Source organism: Devosia sp. (assembly GCF_036406155.1).
Classification (GTDB): Bacteria; Pseudomonadota; Alphaproteobacteria; order Rhizobiales; family Devosiaceae; genus Devosia_A.
Genome location: NZ_DASWVV010000175.1, coordinates 1 through 20369 on the forward strand (window position 1 = coordinate 1; position 20369 = coordinate 20369).

Here is a 20369-nt window from a genome sequence, read left to right on the forward strand (position 1 = left end):
GCTCGTCGAACGGCGCGGCGGCACGACCACCCGCCGCAGCGATCCGGGCGCCCTGCCGCGCCTCGCGCCAGAAGCTGCCGCCGCCGAGATCGAGAAGCGGGTGCGGGCGCTGCTGCCGCTGGTCGCCGACGATTGCGTGCGCGGCCCGCTCGAGGCGGTACTCGCCGACATCGCCGTCGCGGTCGACGCCTGAGGCTCGCCCTAGGCGCTCAGCCCGTCGGGCGGCAGCGGCGCCCGCCGGCCGCCGGCCACCAGCCTCAGCCCGGCGATCGCGGGCTGGATCAGCGCGTCGTCGAGGTCGGACGAATAGACCACGTGGATCGGGTAGGAGAACTGCGGCTGGCCGGGTACGAGGCGCAGCCGGCCCTGCTGCACCAGCTGCTCCACCGCACGCATCCTGAAATAGCCCGAGCCGCCGGCGGCGAGCAGGTAGCTGAGCGCCAGCGGCCCGAGGTTGAACGATACGCCCGGGTGCGGCGCGCCGGGGAAGCTCGAGGCAAAATCCTGGGAGAAATGCGGGCCCCACTCCATGCCCACGAAGCTCGTCTCGCTATCCGGCGAGGCCGCGTCGGCGGTGGTCACCAGCACCAGCTTCTCATCGAGCAGCAGGTCGACCTTGAGCCCCGGCCGATGCGGCGGCGCGTACATCACCGCGGCGTCGACGAGACCGGACGCCACCTGGTCGATCAGGTCCTGCGGCACGTCGACATGCACACGCAGCGCCGTCTGCGGGATGTTGCGGCGCATCCACAGCACCCAGTCGAGCAGCAGCGGCTGCCACAGGCTGATCTCGCTGCCGATGGCGAGCACCGACTGGTGCCCTTCCGGCACCGCCACCTGGTGGCGCACCCTTTCCCACAGCTGCACGAAAGTGGGGGCGTAGCGCAGCAGCTGTTCGCCCGCCGGCGTCAGCGTCGCGCCGCCCTTGTTGCGCACGAAGAGCGAGCGCCCGAGCTGATCCTCGAGCGTGCGAATGCGGGCGCTGACCGTGGTCTGCGCCACATTCAGACGCTCGGCGGCGCGCACGAAGCTGCGCGTCGACACGATCTCGAGAAAGGTCCTGGCCAGGTCGACGTCCATCCCCGGCTCCTAGCATGAATCCTGCATAGAAGGGGCAAATAAATTCGTTTGCCTGCAGCGTCCGCCGATGCCAAGGAGAGCGGTGCAGCGATGCCGACATCACCTCAGTGTTGACCTCCCTCGCTGGCCGGGGACGCCCACCCTTCGTCCCTCGCCGACCGCCGGTGCGGGTTACCGCCCGGCGGTCGCCCTGCCGCCCGGCCCGGCCCGGGTCATCCCATCCACTGGCTGACCGGCGCCTGCGCATCCTGCAGGGGCTGCACGGCAATATCCACCAGGACCGGGCGGTCCGCCGCGAGCGCGCGCCGCAGCGCCGCTCCCACCTCGGCGGGGTCGCTCACCGATACGGCCTCGATGCCGTAGGCCGCGGCAACCGCCGCGTGATCGGTGCGGGAGAAATCGACCGAGAAATAGCGTTCGCCATAGCCGGCCTTCTGGCTGGCCTTGATCCAGCCATAGACGGCATTGGTCAGCACGATCATGACGATGGGCACCTCGAGGCGCGCGATCGTCTCCAGTTCGCCCACGGTGAAGCCGAAGCTGCCGTCGCCCATGATGGCGACGACCTTGCTTGACGGCTGCGCGTACCACGCGCCGACCGCCGCCGACATGGCATAGCCCAAGGCGCCGTGCGCCCGGTTGGTGAGGAAATGCCGCCCGGCCCGGGCGAGATCGAGATAGGCGGCGACGTAGGGGCACGGCGTGCCCGGATCGGCGACGACGATCGCCTCTTCGGGCAGCACGCGGTTGAGTTCGAAGATGACCCGTTCCGGACGGATTGGCGTCGCGCTGCTTTCGGCGAGCGGCAGGAACTGGCCGTGCTTCTCGCGGCGCGCCGTGGCCACGGCCACGCGCCCGTCCTGCGCCGCGCGATTGCGCTGCCCGAGGTTCTCCCGGACGACCTGCAGCAGCGCCGCCAGCGTCAGCCTGATATCGCCGAGCAGGCCGACATCGGTCGGGTAGTTGGCGCCGATCACCATGGGGTCGACGTCGATGTGCACGATGCGCGTCCCGTGCCGGGGGAAACGCCAGTTCTCGGTGGTGGTCGAGCCCGCCCGGCAGCCGATGAAGAGCACGAGGTCGGCCGCAGCGACGACGGCGCGGGTGGCCAGGACGCCGCCATTGGCCCCGACGACGCCGGCATTGAACGGGCTGCGGTCGCTCAGCGCCCCCTTGCCGCTGACCGTGGTGCAGACGGCGAGGTTGAGTAGTCGGGCCAGTTCCTCGAGTTCGGCGCTGGCGCCCGAGGCGACGACGCCGCTGCCGCAGATCGCCACCGGGTTGGCCGCGCCCAGCATGAGCTCGGCGGCCGCCTCGATGGCGGCCGTGTCGGCAACGCTCCGGCGCGACGGCGCGCTCCCCGCCGCGGCGTCGGCCCACACCTCCTGCGGGCGGCCCAGCGGCTGCTTCTGCACGTCATAGGGCAGGCAGACATGGGCGGCGCCCGGCCGGCCGCTGGTCGCCGCCCGGAAGGCCGTGCGGAAGACGGAGGGGACCTGGTCGACGTGGTCGATGGTCCCGTTCCACTTGGTGACCGGCCGATAGAGTGCTTCCTGGTCCAGTTCGGTGAGCGGATAGCGCCCCCGCGACAGGACCGGCACGTCGGAGGTGATCCCGAGCACCGGCACCGAGGATTCGTTGGCCTCCGCCAGGCCGGGCAGCAGGTAGGTGGCGCCGCCCCCGCTCGGTCCCTCACAGACGCCCACGCGTCCCGAGACGCGCGCATAGCCGTCCGCCATGTAGGCGGCGCTGCGCTCGTCCCTCGTGAGGACATGGGTGATGCCATGGTCCAGCCGATAGAGCGCGTCGTAGAACGGCAGGCTGGTATCGCCGCACAGGCCGAACACGTGCCTCACCCCATGCAGCGCGAGCATGCGCACCGCCGCCTCGGCCCCGGTCATGGCCGTCTCGTCCTTTGCGCTCACCTGCATCCTCCAGTCAGTGCGTTGCCATGGCGAAAGCGCGACGCGCCGGGCCCGCCGCGTCCTCACGCGGTCCGGGCGCGCAGGCTCTCCACGATCTCGGCGGCGCCGCCGGCGAGGAGGCGCACGTCCGTGGCCGCGGTCACCAGATCGAAGCCCCACTCGAGCGCGCGCGCGGCGTAGGCGGCGCTGCCGGTGTGCAGGCAAGCCTTGATGCCGTGCCGATGGGCAGCGTCGAGGATGCTGCGGATGGCCTCGAGCATCTCGGGCTCTTCCCGGTCGAAGCCGGTACGGTAGCGGCGCCCGGTCAGCGCCAGCGTCAGGTCGGAAGGCCCGACATAGATTCCGTCCAGCCCGGGCGTGGCGCATATCGCCTCAAGATTGGCCATGGCCTCGGCCGTCTCCACCATGGCCAGGCACACCAGCTCGTCGGAGGCATTGCCGTCGTAGCCCGGGCCGAGGGCGATCGCGGCGCGGGTCGGCCCGTAGCTGCGGATGCCTGCGGGCGGGTAGCGCATGTAGGAGACGAGCGCCTCGGCATCGGCCCGGGTATTGACCAGCGGGCAGATCACGCCCATGGCCCCGGCGTCGAGGGCGCGCGTCACCTCGTTGGCGCCGAGCGCGGGAATGCGCGCCAGCGGCACCGTCGCGGTCGCTCCCATCGCCTGGAACATGTGCACCATGGCGGCGTAGTCGACGACGCCGTGCTGGAGGTCGACGGTCAGGCTGTCGAAGCCCTGCCGGGCCATGATCTCGGCGGAAAAGGCGTTGCCGATGGACAGCCAGCCGTTGATGACCGGCTTGCCCGCGGCCCACATGGCCTTGATCGCATTCGTCTTCATGACGAGACCTCGCGGTGGGCCGCCTCGCGCATGGCGGTGATGGTGGTGCGCACCGAGATCAGGTCCGGATCGGTGACGACCTCGATGAGGGCGCTGCCCGGCGCTGCCAGCGCCCGCGCCACCGCGTCGGGAAAGGCCGCCGTCGCCGTCACGCGCTCGGCGTGCAGCCCGTAGGCCTGGGCCAGCCCGACGAAATCGGGATTGACCAGATCGGTGCCGTGCACGCGTTCGGGGAACTCGCGCTCCTGATGCATGCGGATGGTGCCGTACATGCCGTTGTTGATGATGACGAAGAGCACCTTCACCCCGTACTGCGTCGCGGTGGCGAGTTCCTGCCCGGTCATCATGAAGCAGCCGTCGCCGGCAAAGCACAAGACGGTACGGCCCGGCAGGCTGCGGGCCGCGGCGATGGCCGCCGGCACGCCATAGCCCATCGCCCCGGAAGTCGGCGCCAGTTGCGTGCGGTAGCTGGTGAACTGCCAGTATTTGTGGACCCACGCCGTGTAGTTGCCGGCGCCCGAGGCGACGATGGTGTCGGCGGGCAGCACGCGATGCAGATGCGCGACCACCGCGGCGGGGTCGACGGGCGTAGAGCGCGGGGCGACGTCCAGGGTGCGCTCGTATTCGGCCCGGCAGGCTTTGAGCCAGTCCTCGCGGCCGTGGGCCCGGCCCGGCACCGCCGCCGCCAGCGCCGCGGCCGTGGGCGCGGCGCCGGCATTGACGGGCAGCGTCGGCTGGTACACCCGCCCCAGTTCCTCGGGATCCGGGTAGACATGGATCATCGGCTGGCGCCCTGCCCCGGGCTCGACGATGGTGTAGCCCTTGGTGGTCATCTCCCCGAGGCGCGCGCCGAAAACGAGCAGCAGGTCGGCCTCCTGGACGCGCCTGACGAGGCTGGGCTCGGCCCCGATCGTCAGGTGGCCGACATAGTTGGGATGGTGGTTGCTGACATAGTCCTGGCAGCGCAGCGACGCCACGACGGCGACCCCGAAGCGTTCGGCGAAACGCTCGACGTCGCGCCCGGTCTGCTGGGTCCAGCCACCGCCCCCGACGATCATCACCGGGCGCTCGGCGCGGGCGACCATGGCACAGATTTCCTCCACCTGCGCCGGCGTCGGGGCACCGGAGACGGGCGCGGCGGCCGGCCCCGGGGCGCGCGCCTCGGACACCGCTTCGCTCAGCATGTCCTCGGGCAGGGACAGCACCACCGGGCCGGGCCGGCCAGCCATGGCGGTCTGGAAGGCCCGGTGCACATATTCGGGGATGCGGGCGGCATCGTTGATCTCGGCCGACCACTTGGCGAGCGGGGCGAACATGGCCGGGAAGTCGACCTCCTGGAAGCCCTCGCGATCGCGCATCGAGCGCGCCACCTGGCCGATGAACAGGACCATCGGCGTCGAATCCTGGAACGCGGTGTGCACGCCGATCGAGGCATGGGTCGCACCCGGGCCGCGGGTCACGAAGCAGACGCCAGGCCGCCCGGTGAGCTTGCCATAGGCCTCCGCCATGTTGGCCGCCCCGCCCTCGTTGCGGCAGACGACGAGATCGATGCTGTCGCGTTCCTCGAAAAGCGCGTCGAGCACGGCGAGATAGCTCTCGCCCGGAACGCAGAAAGCCCGGTCCACATGCTGCGCCAGCAGGCTTTGCACCAGCAAATCCCCCCCGCGTCGGGGCGTGTTCAGGGAGCGTGACGTCATCGAAGATCCTCTGTTGCAGGCATCGGGCCCAGACAGGGCGGCACCGCCCAGCCCTTAGACCATTTCACATCCAATTGCGACCTATCTCACCCAATGTGTTACATTCCTTCCACCATTGCGTTAGGAGTATTGTGCGCCGGGGAAATTTGGTATTGGTTTTGTGTCGGGTTAGCTGCTCGACCCAAGGCGGCGCGAACTGCAACGAATTGGTCCACAGACATGACACTCGAGTCCATATCGGTACCGCATGCGCCGACCAACGCGCGCGCGAAATCCGACCTTGATTCGCAAGCGATCTACCGCGACCTGAAAGCCGCGATCATGAGCGGGGAGTACGGCGTGGGCAGCCGGCTGCCGACCGAACGGGCGCTGGCGGACCATTTCGCCGCGGCCCGCAACAGCGTGCGCAAGACGCTCAACCAACTGGCCGACGAAGGCCTCATCGTCCGCCACGTCGGGCGCGGCACGTTCGTGCGGGATCGTGCGGGCAGCGACGAATTCACCCTCGCCGAACTGCTCGAGGCGCGGCTGCTGTTCGAGCCGAACCTGCCCGACGTGGTGGTCGAGCGCATCACGCCCGAACTCATCGAAGACATGGAGGCCAGCCTCGAGCGGCTGCGCGAGGCCGAGAGCTGGGACCAGTTCAAGGAGGCCAAGTACCAGGTGCACCTGGCCATCGCCCGGGGCACGCGCAACCGCTTCATCGTCTCGATCTTCGAGCAGATCATCGAATCGCGCCGCCGCGCCGGCTGGGGCCGGCAGGGCCAGCACACGGGACCGGTGCTGATGGTGCGCGAAGCGGCCTACCGCGACCACATGGTGATCGTCGAGGCACTCAGGAGCGGCGAGGCGGTACGCGCCCGCGAAGCCATCCGCGACTACCTGCTCCGCACCCTGGCCAACGTCTCCAGCAACTGACGCGATACGCGGCAGCGGGGCCGCCGCAGGGCGGGACGGGCTCACCGCTGGTCCATCCGCTTCTGCACGGCGCGGCCGAGCAGCATGAGCGCCAGCGCCGCGACGAGGATGGCGAGCCCGGGGAACACGCTCATCCACGGCGCGAACAGGATGTAATCCTTGCCCTGCTCGAGGATGGCGCCCCAGTCCGGGGTCGGCGGCTGCACGCCCAGCCCGAGAAAGCCCAGCGCCGCCTGGATCTGCAGGATCATCGGGAACAGGATGATGTACTGCGTCAGCAGCAGCGGCATGACGTTGCGCGTCACGTGGCGGCGCAGGATGGTGCGCTCGCGGATGCCGACGCTGCGCGCCGCCTCGACATAGGTCTTGCCGACTTCCCCCAGGGCCCCGGCCCGCGCGATGCGGAAGAAGACCGGCATGTAGACGATCGACAGGGCGAGGATGAGATTGCCGACATGCGGCCCGAGCACGCCGGTGATGATCATGCCGAGGATGATGGGCGGAAAGCTCAGCAGCACGTCGACGATGCGGCCGAGGACCTGGTCGAACCAGCCCCCGAAATAGCCCGACACCAGGCCGACGGCGCCCCCCACCAGGGCCGAGATCAGCAGCGAGCCGGCGCAGATGGACAGCGTCACCCTGGTGCCGTGGATGACGCGCGCGAACACGTCGCGGCCGACATCGTCGGTGCCGAACCAGTGCTCGGGGGACGGCGGCAGCATGGCCTGGTCGATGGCCACGTCGAGCGGCGACACCGGCGTGAACAGCTGCGGAAACAGGGCGACGAGCAGCAGCAGCAGCAGCAGCACGAGGCTGAGCACCAGGCCGGGCTCGCGCCGGGCGCTGCGCATCAGCCGGCCCGTCGTGGTCAGGCGGGCCGCGGGGGCGGGGGAAACGTTGAGAGCCAAGTTGTTCCTCCGAACCTCAGGAAACGCGGACGCGGGGATCGATCAACCGATAGGTGAGGTCGACCAGGAGATTGACGACCATGGCCGCCACCACGACGACCAGCAGCGCCCCCTGCAGCACCGGATAGTCGCGCGTCTCGATGGCGGCCAGCAGCAGCCGGCCGAGACCGGGCAGCGCGAACAGCGACTCGATGATGACGGTCCCGCCCAGGATCTGGATGAGGATCAACCCCATGAAGGTGATGATGGGGATCATGACGTTGCGCAGGATGTGCTTGAAGAAGATGCCGCGCACCGGGACGCCCTTGGCGATGGCGGTGCGCACATATTCCTGCGACATGGCGGAGACCACGTTCTGGCGCACGAACTGGCTGTAGGCGGCCGCCTGCAGCAGGCCGAGGCTGGCGATGGGCAGCGCCAGGATGGCAAGATTGTCGGCGAGCGAGCGGTCCGGGGTGACGAAGCGCAGCGGCGGCGACCAGGAAAAGGTCGCCGAGACGCCGACCAGCAGCATCAGGCCGACCCAGAAGACCGGCGCCGACAGGCCGATGATGTTGAAGCTCTGGATGGCGGTATCGAGCGGGCGGTTCTCGTAGATGCCGGCGAGGATGCCGAGCGGCACGCCGATGACCGTCGCGATGAACAGCGTCAGCAGGGCGATTTCGAGGGTGACGAGGAACGCCTGCCCCACCATGGTGGCGACGGGAATGCCCCGGGTCCAGCTGACCCCGAGGTCGCCCTGCAGGACATGGGTGATCCAGGCCAGGTACTGCATGTAGATCGGCTGGTCGAGTCCGAAGAACTCGCGCAGCGCCGCGGCCGCGTTCTCCCCGCCGGCCTGCCCCATCATCTGGGCGACGACATCGCCCGGCACCATGCGCACCAGCAGGAAGACCAGTATGGAGGCCAGCAGCGCGGTCAGCAGCGAGGCGGCGAGGCGTTTGAGAAGATAGCTACCCATGCGGGTGGATCCTGGAATGGGGAGCGGGAGGCGCCGGGCGCCTCCCGCAGGGGCATCACTTGGCGAGGAACGTCCGGGCCAGGCCGAAATACCAGCCCGTCGGGTGCTGGACGAAGTTCTGCACCTTGTCGCTGCGCACCGTCACGTGGTCGGGCGAATACAGCATGATCGTCGGCACGCTTTCGGCCATCACCATCTGGTAGCGGTTGTAGATGTCCTTGCGCACGGCCGGATCGGGCTCCGCCCGGCCCTCGTCAAGCAGCGCACTGGCTTCGGCATTGTTCCAGTTGCGGAAGTCGGCCCCGTCCGGCTTGGCATGGAAGTGCCGGTAGAACAGCAGGTTGGGGTCGGGCTGCGAGGCCCAGTCGTTGAAGGTGAAGCCCATCTGGCTGGAGCGGAAATTGTTCACCCACACGCCCAGATCGACACGCTGGATGTCGAGGTTGATGCCGACCTCGTTCAGCTGCTCCTTGAGCGTCACCGAAGCCGGATCCATCCAGTCGAAGCCGTTGATCGTGGTCAGCGTCAGGTTGAACCCGTCGGGATAGCCGGCTTCGGCCAAGAGGGCCTTGGCCTTGTCGCGGTCGGGGCCCTGCATGGGCACCTGGTCGAGGGGCAGGCCCCAGGCCTCCTGCATGCCGGCGGTCATCGTGCCCAGCACGGTGCCGTACTCGCCCACCGCCGCCCGGGTGATTTCCGCCTTGTCGACGGCCAGCGAGATGGCCTGGCGCACGCGCACGTCGTCGAGCGGCTTCAGTTCGGAGCCGAGATCGATGGCGGTCTGTGCCAGCGACGGCCAGCGCTCGACGGTCAGCCCGGGAACGCCGGCGACCTGCTGGACGTCCTGGGGCCGGCTCAGCGCCACGAGGTCGACGCGCTGGTTGCGCAGGGCGACGAGCATCGAGGCACTGTTGGGCAGGATCGAGAAGTCGATGCCGTCGAGATAGGGCATGCCGGCTTCCCAGTAGCCCTCGTGCCGCTCCAGCGTCACGTGCGAGTTGGGCACGAACTCGACGAGCTTGAACGGGCCGGTGCCGACGCTCTCCGAGTTGATGCGGTTCTTGGCCGTCTCGTCGTCGAAAGTGCCGGCCGGCACGACGCCGCCATACTTGTTGCCGAGCGTCATCGGCAGCGACGAGTTGCGGGCCGAGAGCACGAAGCGCACGGTGTTCGCGTCCACCACTTCGACGTTCTCGACCATCGAGAAGTCGCCCGCACCCGGCGAGCCGTTGTCCGGATTGCGGATGTAGTTGTAGCTGTAGGCGACGTCCTCGGCGGTCATCGTCTTGCCGTTGTGGAACGTCACGCCCTGGCGCAGCTTGATGGTGTAGACGAGGCCGTCTTCGGAAACCTCGTAGCTTTCCGCCAGCAGCGGCGCGGCAGTGCCGTTGGCCGCCTCGTAGAACAGGCCCTGGTAGACCAGCACCGTCAAACGGATGCGGGCATCGGCGGCCTGGTGGAACGGATCGAGGCCGGGGGGCTCGAGCAGCAGGCCCATGTTGAGCCGGCCGCCGGACACGGCGTTTTCCGCCGCCGGACCGTACAGGCTGACCTCCTGCGCCAGTGCCGGCGTCAGGGCCATGGCGCCGAGCATGGTCGCGCCCACCAGGGCTCGGGCGAGCCCGCGTAGTCGGGATCTATCGAGATGTCTCATGTCTTCTCCCTTGGTTCAAACTCAGTCCTGATGGCCGCCCGCCTTGCGGGGAGCCATCGCACGGCGCGCCACGGGGGCGGCCGCATTCACGCGCGGCAGGCGACTGTCATCTCGATCTCGACAGCGCAGTTCCGCGGCAGTTCGGCGACGCCGACGGCGGCGCGCGCATGACGGCCCGCATCCCCGAAGATCTCGCCCAGCAGGTCGGAGGCCGCATCGAGCACCTTGGGCTGGTCGTTGAAGCCCGGCGCCGAGGCGACGAAGCCGTTGATCTTGAGAATGCGCTCGACGCGATCGAGCGAGCCGAGGGCTGCCTCGAGGCACGCCAGGCCCTGCAGGATGCAGATGCGAGCTTCGCCGCGGGCGGTCTCGAGGTCGACCTCGCGCCCGACCTTGCCGAAGACGCGCACCTCGCCGTCGACCTTGGGCACCTGCCCGCTGACATAGGCGATGCCGTCGTGCAGCACGACCGGCACGTAGTTGAACGAGGGGGTGGCCGGTTCGGGCAGCACCAGCCCGAGTTGCGCGAGACGTTGTGCGATCATGCCTGCACCCTTTCGTTGATCTGGTCGCTGAGCAGCCTGGGCAGGTCGTACTCCGCCACGAAGCCGAACCGCTCGCGGAACCGGCGGTCATCCATGAGCGGGAAGACCATCGCCGGCGGCACCACGACGTGCTCGACGCGATAGTCGGGGACCAGTTGGACCGCGCCGGCGATGATGTCGCTCATCGCCGCGGTGAAGCCGTTGATGTGGTAGACGGCATCGAGCGGCGCCGGGGCGAGCAGCGCCGCAACCAGCGCGCGCGCGACGTCGTCGACATGCATGAGGTCGACGCGCACGTCGTGGAACGTCACCGTGTGCGTGGCCCCCGGCCGGGCTGCGGCGAGGACCGCCGTGATGGCGCTGGCCGCGCCCTGGTACCAGAGCCCCGGTCCCAGCACGAGGGGGAGGCGGATCGAGCTCACGTCCATGCCGTGGCGGTCGCGGTAGTACTGGCCCAGGTCCTCGCCGAGAACCTTGGTGAGGCCATAGATGGTGCGCGGCCGGCGCTGGGCATCTTCGTCCACCCTCGCCTCGCCATAGAGGTCGGCGGGGCCGAACACAACGCTCGAGCCGGTCGTCAGCACGCGGCTGACCCCGGCCTCGCGGGCCGCCTCGAGCACATGCCGGTAGCCGTCGACATTGATGGCCATGGCCTTGTCGGTATTGGCTTCCCCGCCATGCATCAGGCCCCTGCCCTCGCCATAGGCGGCGGTGGTCAGGATCGCGGTCGCGCCGGCGGCGGCGATGGCGGCGCGGACGGCATCGCGATCCTCGACCGAGCCGACGGTCTCGCCGAAGCGCCCGGCGAGATCGGCCAGCAGGTCCGCCCCCATGGCCGGGCCGAAGACGTGTACGTGGTGGCCGGCCGCCAGCAAATGGCGGACCACGTGCGAGCCGACGAAGCCGCGGCCGCCGATGACGAGGATGCGCGCCGGGGGGGTGTTCTCAGAGGTCAAGGTCGTCTCGTATGCAGGCTTTGAAATGTCCCGGGCGCACCTCGCGCACGGGGGGAACGATTTTGGCGCAATCCGCGATCGCAAACGGGCAGCGGGTGCGGAACACGCAACCCGAGGGCGGCGACAGCGGGCTGGGGATTTCGCCGGCCAGCACGTGCCGGCGGGCGCCGGCATAGCCGGGGGCCGCCTGCAGCAGCGCCGCCGTATAGGGATGCTCGGGATGGTCGTAGAGCGCTTCGGTCGGCGCCAGTTCCATGACCCGGCCGAGATAGAGCACCATTACCCTGTCGGTGATCACCTCGACCACCGACAGGTCGTGGCTGATGAAGAGCAGCGCGAGGCTCAACTCCTGCTGCAGCGTCTGCATCAGGTTGAGCACCTCGGCCTGGATCGACACGTCCAGCGCCGATACCGGCTCGTCGGCGACGATGAAGCTCGGCTCCGAGGCGAGCGCGCGGGCGATGGCGATGCGCTGGCGCTGGCCTCCGGAGAAGGCCCGCGGATAGCGCTTCATGTGGTCGGCGGAGAGCCCCACTTTCTCGAGCAGCGCGACGCCCTGTTCCTCGGCCTCGCGCCCGCTGAGGCGGCGGTGCAGGACCAGCGGCTCCTTGAGCGCATCGCCCACCGTCATGCGCGCGTTGAGGCTGGCGAAGGGATCCTGGAAGATCATCTGCATGTTGCGGCGGAAGCGGCGCAGCGCGTCGGCATCGAGCGCGCCCACGTCCTGCCCGTCGAACACCACCCGGCCCGCCGTGGGTTCGACGAGGCGCAGCAGCAGCCGGCCGACCGTCGACTTGCCGGAGCCGGATTCGCCCACGACCCCCAAGACCTCGCCCCTGGCCACGGTGAGGTCGACGGATTCGACGGCGCGCAGGCTGCGCGGCGGCTTGCCGAGGCCGCCGGAGGCCACCGGAAAATACTTGCTCACGCCGGTGGCATGGACCAGCGGCCGCTCGGGGACGGCGGGCGGGGGGGCGTCTGCCGCGCTCACAGCGCCAGCTCCTTCCAGCGGATGCAGCGGGTAACGTGCTGGTCGGCGACCGTCTCGAGCGGCGGATCGCGCTCCAGGCATTGCGGCCGCGCATGCACGCAACGCGCATGGAAGCGGCAGCCGGAGGGGGGCGCCAGCGGATTGGGCATGGTGCCCGGAATGGGTTGCGGCGTGCGGCGATTGCCGGCGCTGTCGCGGCGGCTGGGGATGCAGTCGAGCAGCGCCCGCGTGTAGGGATGCCGGGGATGGGCAAGCACGTCGTCGACGCGCCCCTCCTCCACCACCTCGCTGGCATACATGACCGCCACGCGGTCGGCGATCTCGCCGACCAGCTTGAGGTCGTGGGTGACGAACACCATCGACATGCCGCGCTCCTGCTGCAGGCGGCGCAGCAGGTCGATGATCTGCGCCTGGATGGTCACGTCCAGCGCCGTGGTCGGCTCGTCGGCAATGAGCAGGCGGGGGTCGCAGGCCAGCGCCATGGCGATCATCACGCGCTGCCGCATGCCGCCCGACAGCTCGTGGGGATAGGCCTTGATGCGCTGTTCGGGATCGGAGATGCCGACCTGCGCCAGCAGTTCCACGGCCTGCCTGTGCGCCTCGCGCCGGCTCACCCCCTTGTGGACCCGGATCGGCTCGGCCACCTGGTCGCCCACGGTGAAGACGGGATTGAGGCTCGACATCGGGTCCTGGAAGATCATGGCGATGTCGCGGCCGCGGACGTCGCTCATCGCCTTCTCGCTCAGGGCGAGAAGGTCGACCGCCTCGCCGGCGGCCGTGTTGAAGGTGATGGAGCCGCCCACCACCCGGGCCGTGGTGCGGCCGAGCAGGCGCATGACGGTCAGGCCGGTCACCGACTTGCCGGAGCCGCTCTCGCCCACGATGGCGAGCGTTTCGCCGGCGCCCACGGTCAGCGTGACGCCGTTGACCGCCTTGATGACACCCGCATCGGTGAAAAAATAGGTCTTGAGGTCTTCGACCGCCAGGACCGGTTTTTGCAGCACCGCGTTCATGCGGCCTCAGTTCGCGGCAAAGCGCTGAAGGGCATCTTCGTCGACCTCGATGCCGAGCCCCGGCCCCGCGGGCACCGCCACGAAGCCGTCCTCGACGGTGATCGGCCGGGTGAGCAGTTCGGTGCGCAGGGGATTGGCGCCCAAATCGTACTCGAGCAGGGCGGGCTTCGGGATGTTGTCGGAATGCGGATAGGCCGGCAGCGAGGCGAGGAAGTGCAGGCCCGCGGCGAGGCCGATGGCGCCGCCCCACACATGCGGCGAGACCCGCAAATGATTGGCATAGGCGAGCTCGGCGATCTTGCGCCCCTGCCAGAAGCCGCCGCACAGGGTCAAGTCGGGCTGCAGGACGTCGACGCCGCCGGCGTCGACCAGCGTCTTGAAATCGAACACGGTGTAGAGCGCCTCGCCGGTCGCGATGGGCAGGCGCGAACGGGCGCGCAGGCGGCCGTAGCCGGCGTGGTCGGCCGGGCTGAGCGGCTCCTCGATCCAGCCCAGGCGATAGGGCGCGAGGCGCTCGATCGACTCGAGCGCCAGGTCGTAGGTGTAGTTGGAGTTGATGTCGGCGAGCAGTTCGACGTCCTTGCCGAGCACGTCGCGGGCGAGGGCGACCCGCTCTTCATCGCTGTCCGGGCCGAGGCCGATCTTGATCTTGACGGCCGGATAGCCCGCCGCCGCCAGTTCGTCCAGTTGCGGGCGGAAGTCCTCGCGCGGCGTTTCGGTGAGATAGCCGCCCGAGGCGTAGATCGGCACCCGGTCCAGGCGCTGCCCGCCGAGCAGCTTGCTGACCGGCAGGCCCAGAAGCTTGCCGATGGCGTCCTTGGCCGCCATGTCGATGCCGCTGATGCAGGCGAGCATCGGCCCCTGCACGCCGAAATGGTAGTGCCGGGCCATGATGCGCGAGAAGGCGTGCTCGATATCGAACACGTCCGTGCCCACGAGGTAATTGGCGAGGAACGCCTCGTAGCCGCGATTGACTGCCGGCATGCCCCAGGCCTCGCCGTAGCCGATGGTGCCGTCGGCCAGCGTCAGGCGGACCACGGTCGACTGCCGGCCGGTCGCCAGCAGTTTCGACATGCCGTAGGGCTTGGCCGCCCCGAGCGGCGCGGACAGAGCCAGAAACTGGACGGCCGTGAGCTTCACGGGCAACCCCTAAGCCAAAAGTGATCAATGCGCTCCATATCTGGACCATTCTGCACCAGATGCGCAAGAGGGCACTTTTGCTCGCCGCCGAAATGAGGCTATAGACGAGCGCCTCGCCCGTTCACGCAGCAGGAAAACCATGACGAACGCCCCCCGCCTGTGGGAGTCGCTGACCCCCGAAGAGCTCGAATTCCAGTACAACCCGCAACGGGCCTGCCCCAATTTCAACGACTATCGCGCGCTGCGCGAACCGGCGAATGAACGCGCCACCGCCACCCTCAAGGCGCATCGCGACATCGCCTATGGCGACCACAAGCTGCGCAATCTCGACATCTACCCCGCCGAGGGCGACGGGCCGCGACCGGTGCATGTCTATTTGCACGGCGGCTACTGGCGGGCCCAGGACAAGGCCAACTACGCCTTCATCGCCGGGATGCTGGTGCAGCACGGCATCACCGCCGTGATCATGAACTACGAACTGTGCCCGGATTCGACGCTGGACGCGGTCGCCGACTCGGCCATAACCGGCCTGGAGTGGGTGCACCGCAACATTGCCGCCTATGGCGGCGACCCGAACGCGGTGTGCCTGTCCGGCCACTCGGCGGGCGCGCACCTCACCGCCGAAATCCTCGCCACCGACTGGGCGGCCCGCGGCATCGACCCGGCCTTCATCGTCGGCGCCGTCGCCGTCAGCGGCATCTACGACCCGGCGCCCGCGGCCCTGATCTCGGTCAACGAGCAGTTGCGGCTGACCCCCGAGATCATCGCCCGCCGCAACGTCGAGACGCGGCCGACGCTGGTGCACTGCCCCGTGGAACTGATGGTCGGGGGCGACGAGCCCTGGCAATGGATCGACCAGACCTTCCGCTATTCCCACCACCTGCACCGGCAGGGCAACCAGCCCGCCGTGCACGTCATGCCCAATTACAACCATTTCAACATCCTGCTGCCGTTCATGCAGCCCGAATCGCCGATCGGCGCGGCCATGCTGCGCCTCTCCCGCGCACGGAAATAACCGCCCCTCGCTCCCGGAAAGGCTTCCCAGATGCATTCGCTTCCCCCGTCAGGCTGGCGCCTGGCCGTCTACGACGTCACGCTGACCTCCGCCGCCGCCGCGATTCCGTCGCGGGGCGCGAGTTTCTTCTATGTCTGGTCGGGCCGCGCCACGGTTGCGACCAACGGCAGCGAGCTCGCCGTCGGGGCCGACGACGGCACCATGCTCGACGGTCCCGCCAGCGTCACCGGCGAGGGCATCGCCTGGCTCTACGACCTCGCCCCCAGCGCCCAGCCGACGCTCGCAGGCCCCGCCTTCAGCCTGGTGATCGCGCGTGACCTGCCCGCCACCTTCGAAGGGCCGCGGATGTTCCGCGCCGACCGGGTCGAATCCAATCCCGGCGCGCAGACGCCGCTGCACGGCCACCGCGGCCCGGGCATCCGCCGCCTGCTCAAGGGGCGCCTGCACGCCTTCATCGGCGACGACGTCGACCGCATCGACGCCGGCGACGCCTGGTTCGAGACGGGCAAGGACTGGGTAATCGGCAAGAACATCGCCGAGGAGGTCAGCGCCTTCGTGCGGGTCATGATGCTGCCGGCGGACCTCAAGGGCGGCACCTCCTCCTTCGTGCCGGCGACGCCGGTGGAAGGCGCCAAGCCCCGCTCGGTGAGCTATCGCCTGTTCGGCGAGCGCGAACTGCCCTGAGCTAGTTGTCATTACCAAGGAGGTTGTTCACTCTTTGCCATGGGCTGATGCCACCGATAGCGGAGTGGGGTCTGGCGAGGTTGTAGGCATCGGTCCAGGGTCCGACGGCCTGGGTGCGCTGGGCTGAGGAGAGATAGGGTCTGGCATAGGCCCACTCCCTGAGCGAGGTCTGGATGAAGCGCTCGGCCTTGCCGTTGGTTCTGGGGGTATAAGGCCTGGTGCGCTTGTGGGCGATGCCGGCGGCAGCGAGCGCCTTGGCGAAGCGCTTGGAGCGAAAAGCCGAGCCGTTGTCGGTCATCACCCGCTCGACCCTGATGCCGAGCCGGCCGAACCATCCGAGCGCCCGTTCGAGGAAGCCGGTGGCATCGAGTTGGCCTTCGGATGGCAGGATTTCGGTGTAGGCCAGCCGCGAGGCATCATCGATGGCCACGTGCAGGAAGTCCCAGCCGACGCGGCGCGAGCGGCCGGCCTGCCGGTCACCGGTGATGCGGTGCCCCACGCCCTCGAACCGGCCCAGCTTCTTGATGTCGATGTGGATCATCTCGCCGGGCCGCTCGCGTTCGTAGCGCACCACCGGTGGCTTCGGCTCAAGCCTGCTCAGCCGGTTGAGACCAAGCCGGCGCAGGATCAACCCCACCGTCGAGGTTGCCATCCCCAGCCGGCTCGCAATGGCCGGCCCGCTCAGGCGCTGCCGACGCATCCGCTCGACCTCCCGCACCAGTTCCTCGGGCACCCGATGCGGGCAACGACGGGGGGCCGAACTACGGTCGCAAAGCTCCCGGTCGCCGCCAAGATAGCGGCGCAGCCAGCGATAGGCCGTGCGCCGCGACACGCCCGCCGCCGCGCTCGCCCGGAGCACCGTCCAGCCGTTCCGCACCCGGCTCACCAAAACCAGTCGACCTGAAGGCGTCAGGCGCGCATTCTTGTGCACGTTCATCCGAGGAACTCCGGCTCAGGGTTGGTTGGATCGCAACCCCAGCTTCTCAGCCCTTCCTCGGATGAACAACCTTCATAGCAGCGACAGCTGCGCAGTGGCGAGAATGACTGAGGCTGCCCGGTGAGAGTCAGTAGGCAAAGAGGCGCTTCAGGTCATTGGCGGCGGTACTCAGTTTGCCGCGGCGACTGTTCAAGAAGCCTGGCACCTCCATGTTCATGAGGAGATCAGTTTTTTGGACGTTCAGGAGCTCTCGGTTCTTTCGGAGGGCAGCTCCGATCAGCAGGTCCTCGAGAAGGTCAACATCGCGATAGCCCGTACGGCTCGGTTTGGACCAGACATCCCGTGTCGGCGTCTTCCGAGCATAGAAGAACAATAGCGGCGTGCCGCGTTCAGACGCCGCCAACACCCTGTTGTAATGTTCGAGCTTGTGCGCGGTGAAGCACTCGTTCTTGAAGGCTTGTCTCTCCGCCTTGCCAATATACCAAGGGCGCATGCCCTTTGATGCACGAATGGCAAAGACGTAGCATCCGCATGCGTCTCGAAGTCGAGGAGCTCCAACCTCTGCCTCGAAGTCGTCCCACATCGTCTTGCGCCCATATTCATCAAAGTTTAGCAGATTTTTGTCGTCCCGAGGGAGCTCCAGGGGTCCGATTGGTTGAAATTTCAAAACCTATTCCTCCACAGTGTACAATACGAACTACGTTTATAGGTACGATGCCCAGTGGTTCTCGGCGACGATAGCGATCGGCAGGCCCTTGAGCTGCATGTCGACTGCCTTGGATATCTTGTTGCCGAACGACGAGTGCTTCCAGGACTCGGTGGCGTAGGAGCCCACGACAAGAAAGTGCGTCTCCGCGGTGAGCGATCCGGCTACCCCGCCACGATCGGCAACGGCGGCCTCACAGTCCCGTCGCGAGCCAAACTCAAACGTCCCCGTGAAGCAGAACCGAACGTCTGGGAAGGTCAAAGCTGGCGCGGGCCTTGTGTAGGGCAGCGAACTGGGCTTCTGGATTTCTCCAACCTCGATGCGGTCAGAGCTGAAGAAGGACAAGGTGTCGAGTAAGTCGTTCTGCTCATCCGCGTCGAGAACCCCATCGGAGAGCATTTCGGCAACCCGCCGATATAGCAGCCCCAGCGTCTTGTCCCCGCTGACGGCAACATTTGCGGCAAGCCAGGCCTGAAGAAACTCTGCCTCACTCTGGTTTACCAAGCCGTCAGCGGTAAGGCCTTTGGCCAATCCAATAAGCTCATCCAGCTGGCGATCAGATATGCGCGCGTGACCAAACAGGTTGAGCAGTTCTTGGTCCATTTCAGTCCCCCTCTGAAAGGCAGGAAGAGAGAACCACGGATGACCGAGTCGGAAAAGATAGCCCGCCGCGCACGGAGTTGCCGAGGCTGAGCAGAAGAGCACGGAAATGCTGGGGAACTCAGCGCCAGATCGACGTGGCTAGAGGGCGCTCGCATCAAGCCGGCACTTCACGCAGCCATTGACCTGCTCGAATATGCTCATAGCGGTAGCGCGTTAGACCGGCTTGGCTATAGCGAAATGCATACAAGGCAGCTTGTATGTAGCCGAAGCGTGATCCGCAATAGTCAAGACAGGTAGGTAGTCGCCCCTAACACCCAAGACGCGTAGCCTATAAGCGCCGGGGAAATTGATGGTGCCCAGGGCCGGAATCGAACCAGCGACACGCGGATTTTCAATCCGCTGCTCTACCAACTGAGCTACCTGGGCCCCTGCGGCGGGCGCGGGGCGCGCCGTAAGGCTCGGGGTTTATAGGGGCTGCTCGTGGTTCGCGCAAGCACCAAAGCGCCGCCGTTGCACAGGCGCGGCGGGCCCGTCGCAGGCGCCCCGCACGCCGGGCGCAGATCGGCGCGCGTCCCCTTCGAGGGGCGGGGCTAACCGGCGTCGCCGCCGTCGCCCTCGACCTCCGGAGGCGTGTCCGCGCCGGCCTCCTCGTCGTCCCGCGCCGGGATGACGTAGGCCCCGGAGAGCCAGCGGTTGAGGTCGATATCGGCGCAGCGGGCCGAGCAGAACGGGTGGAACTGCTGGCTCGAGGGCTTGCCGCAGATCGGACAGGGGCGGGTGGGTCTGAGCTTGACGATGTTGTCGGCCATGGCGCCTAAACGCTCGACAGCATCGACTGGTTGAGCCAGTTGAAATGCACCGGATAGCCGACGCCGGCGAGGAGGCCGGCGGTCTCGTTGAGCGGCAGGCCGACGACGGCGGTGTAGGAGCCGCTGAGCTTGACCACGAAGGCCCCGGCGATGCCCTGGATGGCATAGCCCCCTGCCTTGTCGCGCCACTCGGCACTGGCCAGGTAGGATTCGATCTCGCGCGCCGACAGCCGCTTGAAGCGGAGGCGCGTCTCGACCAGGCGGCGGCGCAGCGAGCCCGAGGCGGTGAGCAGGCAGACGGCGGTATAGACGCGGTGCGAGCGGCCCGACAGCAGCCGCAGGCACTCGGCCGCCTCCTCCATGGTCTCGGCCTTGGGCAGGATGCGGCGGCCGACCGCCACCACGGTGTCGGCGGAGAGCACGATGGCGTTGCCGGAGATGCCGGCGATGCGCGCCTTGTGCTGGGCCGCGAGCGCCTTCTGGTCGGCCAGACGCTGCGCCAGCTTGCGCGGCAGTTCGCCCTTTTCGGGGGTTTCGTCGATCTGGGCGGGGATGAGGTGTTCCGGCTCGATGCCGATCTGGTTGAGCAGCGCCAGCCGGCGCGGCGAGGCGGACGCCAGAATCAGTTCCGGGCGGGTGGCCATGGCATTCCCCTTGCCGGTGCTATCTGAAGCGGTAGGTGATCCGGCCCTTGGTCAGATCGTAGGGCGTCATCTCGCACAGCACCTTGTCGCCGGCGAGCACGCGAATGCGGTTCTTGCGCAGGCGGCCGGCGGTGTGGGCAATGATCTCGTGATCGTTCTCGAGCTTGACCCTGAAGGTCGCGTTGGGCAGCAATTCCGTCACCACGCCCGGAAACTCGAGCACTTCTTCCTTAGCCATACTTTCTCCTGAAAGGGACCCCGCGCCCGCCCGTCCGCAACGATGTCGGGGTCGAATTTGGGCGCAAGCTATACTGGATGTAGCGGAGTTTGTGAACCACCCGTGA

At 68.1% G+C, this 20369-nt stretch carries 22 protein-coding genes and 1 tRNA gene; 4 read left to right on the forward strand and 19 right to left on the reverse strand.

Features of this window, described 5'->3' with window-relative positions; all coding sequences use genetic code 11:
• The coding region (locus VGD93_RS11580; RefSeq protein WP_395012188.1) for a hypothetical protein at window positions 1-193 on the forward strand (193 nt) is incomplete at its 5' end.
• A gap of 8 nt (window positions 194-201) precedes the next feature.
• On the opposite strand, the gene VGD93_RS11585 is transcribed toward VGD93_RS11580, so the two are convergent.
• The 4 genes from VGD93_RS11585 to VGD93_RS11600 all read right to left on the reverse strand — a co-directional run bounded on the left by VGD93_RS11585 (window position 202) and on the right by VGD93_RS11600 (window position 5541).
• A complete protein-coding gene (locus VGD93_RS11585; RefSeq protein WP_395012190.1) occupies window positions 202-1080 on the reverse strand; it encodes a LysR family transcriptional regulator in 879 nt (292 codons plus the stop codon).
• A 212-nt stretch (window positions 1081-1292) separates the two neighbouring features.
• Complete coding sequence (locus VGD93_RS11590; RefSeq protein WP_395012192.1) at window positions 1293-3005, reverse strand: thiamine pyrophosphate-binding protein; 1713 nt, start codon at window positions 3003-3005, stop codon at window positions 1293-1295.
• A 62-nt stretch (window positions 3006-3067) separates the two neighbouring features.
• Window positions 3068-3844 (reverse strand): HpcH/HpaI aldolase family protein, encoded by a 777-nt coding sequence (locus VGD93_RS11595; RefSeq protein WP_395012194.1) that lies wholly within the window; start codon window positions 3842-3844, stop codon window positions 3068-3070.
• Window positions 3841-5541, reverse strand: a complete 1701-nt coding sequence (locus tag VGD93_RS11600) for a thiamine pyrophosphate-binding protein (RefSeq protein ID WP_395012196.1) — start codon at window positions 5539-5541, stop codon at window positions 3841-3843. Before VGD93_RS11600 ends, VGD93_RS11595 begins: the two co-directional genes overlap by 4 nt.
• A 219-nt stretch (window positions 5542-5760) precedes the next feature.
• On the opposite strand from VGD93_RS11600, the gene VGD93_RS11605 reads away from it, so the two are divergent.
• Entirely contained in the window at window positions 5761-6459 is a 699-nt protein-coding gene (locus VGD93_RS11605) for a FadR/GntR family transcriptional regulator (RefSeq protein ID WP_395012198.1), read from the forward strand.
• Window positions 6460-6500: 41 nt separating this feature from the next.
• Here the strand turns inward: VGD93_RS11605 and VGD93_RS11610 are convergent, their stop codons facing one another.
• The 8 genes from VGD93_RS11610 to VGD93_RS11645 form a co-directional block, all read right to left on the reverse strand.
• Window positions 6501-7367: an ABC transporter permease gene (locus tag VGD93_RS11610; RefSeq protein ID WP_395012200.1), complete on the reverse strand. Its 867-nt coding sequence runs from the start codon at window positions 7365-7367 to the stop codon at window positions 6501-6503.
• A 16-nt stretch (window positions 7368-7383) separates the two neighbouring features.
• Window positions 7384-8328, reverse strand: a complete 945-nt coding sequence (locus VGD93_RS11615; protein ID WP_395012202.1) for an ABC transporter permease — start codon at window positions 8326-8328, stop codon at window positions 7384-7386.
• 55 nt (window positions 8329-8383) lie between these two features.
• Window positions 8384-9982 carry an ABC transporter substrate-binding protein gene (locus VGD93_RS11620; protein WP_395012204.1) on the reverse strand — a complete coding sequence of 533 codons (1599 nt, stop codon included), beginning with the start codon at window positions 9980-9982 and terminating at the stop codon, window positions 8384-8386.
• 86 nt (window positions 9983-10068) lie between these two features.
• On the reverse strand, window positions 10069-10527 hold the full coding sequence (locus VGD93_RS11625) for a RidA family protein (protein WP_395012206.1): 459 nt from the start codon (window positions 10525-10527) through the stop codon (window positions 10069-10071).
• Window positions 10524-11483, reverse strand: a complete 960-nt coding sequence (locus tag VGD93_RS11630) for an NAD-dependent epimerase/dehydratase family protein (RefSeq protein ID WP_395012208.1) — start codon at window positions 11481-11483, stop codon at window positions 10524-10526. The genes VGD93_RS11625 and VGD93_RS11630 overlap by 4 nt, the downstream gene beginning before the upstream one ends.
• Window positions 11473-12474 (reverse strand): ABC transporter ATP-binding protein, encoded by a 1002-nt coding sequence (locus VGD93_RS11635; RefSeq protein WP_395012210.1) that lies wholly within the window; start codon window positions 12472-12474, stop codon window positions 11473-11475. Before VGD93_RS11635 ends, VGD93_RS11630 begins: the two co-directional genes overlap by 11 nt.
• Entirely contained in the window at window positions 12471-13487 is a 1017-nt protein-coding gene (locus VGD93_RS11640) for an ABC transporter ATP-binding protein (RefSeq protein WP_395012212.1), read from the reverse strand. Before VGD93_RS11640 ends, VGD93_RS11635 begins: the two co-directional genes overlap by 4 nt.
• Before the next feature lie 6 nt (window positions 13488-13493).
• Window positions 13494-14627, reverse strand: a complete 1134-nt coding sequence (locus tag VGD93_RS11645; protein WP_395012214.1) for a mandelate racemase/muconate lactonizing enzyme family protein — start codon at window positions 14625-14627, stop codon at window positions 13494-13496.
• A gap of 139 nt (window positions 14628-14766) precedes the next feature.
• On the opposite strand from VGD93_RS11645, the gene VGD93_RS11650 reads away from it, so the two are divergent.
• Window positions 14767-15642 (forward strand): alpha/beta hydrolase, encoded by an 876-nt coding sequence (locus tag VGD93_RS11650; RefSeq protein ID WP_395012216.1) that lies wholly within the window; start codon window positions 14767-14769, stop codon window positions 15640-15642.
• A gap of 30 nt (window positions 15643-15672) precedes the next feature.
• Window positions 15673-16326, forward strand: a complete 654-nt coding sequence (locus VGD93_RS11655) for a hypothetical protein (protein ID WP_395012217.1) — start codon at window positions 15673-15675, stop codon at window positions 16324-16326.
• A 1-nt stretch (window position 16327) separates the two neighbouring features.
• Here the strand turns inward: VGD93_RS11655 and VGD93_RS11660 are convergent, their stop codons facing one another.
• From VGD93_RS11660 to infA, 7 genes are all read right to left on the reverse strand, one after another.
• Complete coding sequence (locus tag VGD93_RS11660; RefSeq protein WP_395012219.1) at window positions 16328-17263, reverse strand: IS481 family transposase; 936 nt, start codon at window positions 17261-17263, stop codon at window positions 16328-16330.
• Between the two features lie 127 nt (window positions 17264-17390).
• Window positions 17391-17930, reverse strand: coding sequence for a hypothetical protein (locus tag VGD93_RS11665; protein ID WP_395012221.1), 540 nt, complete (start codon window positions 17928-17930; stop codon window positions 17391-17393).
• Window positions 17931-17966: 36 nt separating this feature from the next.
• Window positions 17967-18572 (reverse strand): BRCT domain-containing protein, encoded by a 606-nt coding sequence (locus tag VGD93_RS11670; RefSeq protein WP_395012223.1) that lies wholly within the window; start codon window positions 18570-18572, stop codon window positions 17967-17969.
• A gap of 350 nt (window positions 18573-18922) precedes the next feature.
• Window positions 18923-18998, reverse strand: a tRNA-Phe gene (locus VGD93_RS11675).
• 164 nt (window positions 18999-19162) lie between these two features.
• Window positions 19163-19381 carry a DNA gyrase inhibitor YacG gene (gene yacG, locus VGD93_RS11680; RefSeq protein WP_395012225.1) on the reverse strand — a complete coding sequence of 73 codons (219 nt, stop codon included), beginning with the start codon at window positions 19379-19381 and terminating at the stop codon, window positions 19163-19165.
• 5 nt (window positions 19382-19386) lie between these two features.
• The gene (locus VGD93_RS11685; protein WP_395012227.1) at window positions 19387-20025 is read right to left on the reverse strand and encodes a Maf-like protein; all 639 of its coding nucleotides are present in this window, start codon (window positions 20023-20025) and stop codon (window positions 19387-19389) included.
• A 19-nt stretch (window positions 20026-20044) separates the two neighbouring features.
• Window positions 20045-20263 carry a translation initiation factor IF-1 gene (infA, locus tag VGD93_RS11690; protein WP_395012228.1) on the reverse strand — a complete coding sequence of 73 codons (219 nt, stop codon included), beginning with the start codon at window positions 20261-20263 and terminating at the stop codon, window positions 20045-20047.
• Window positions 20264-20369: the final 106 nt, after the last annotated feature.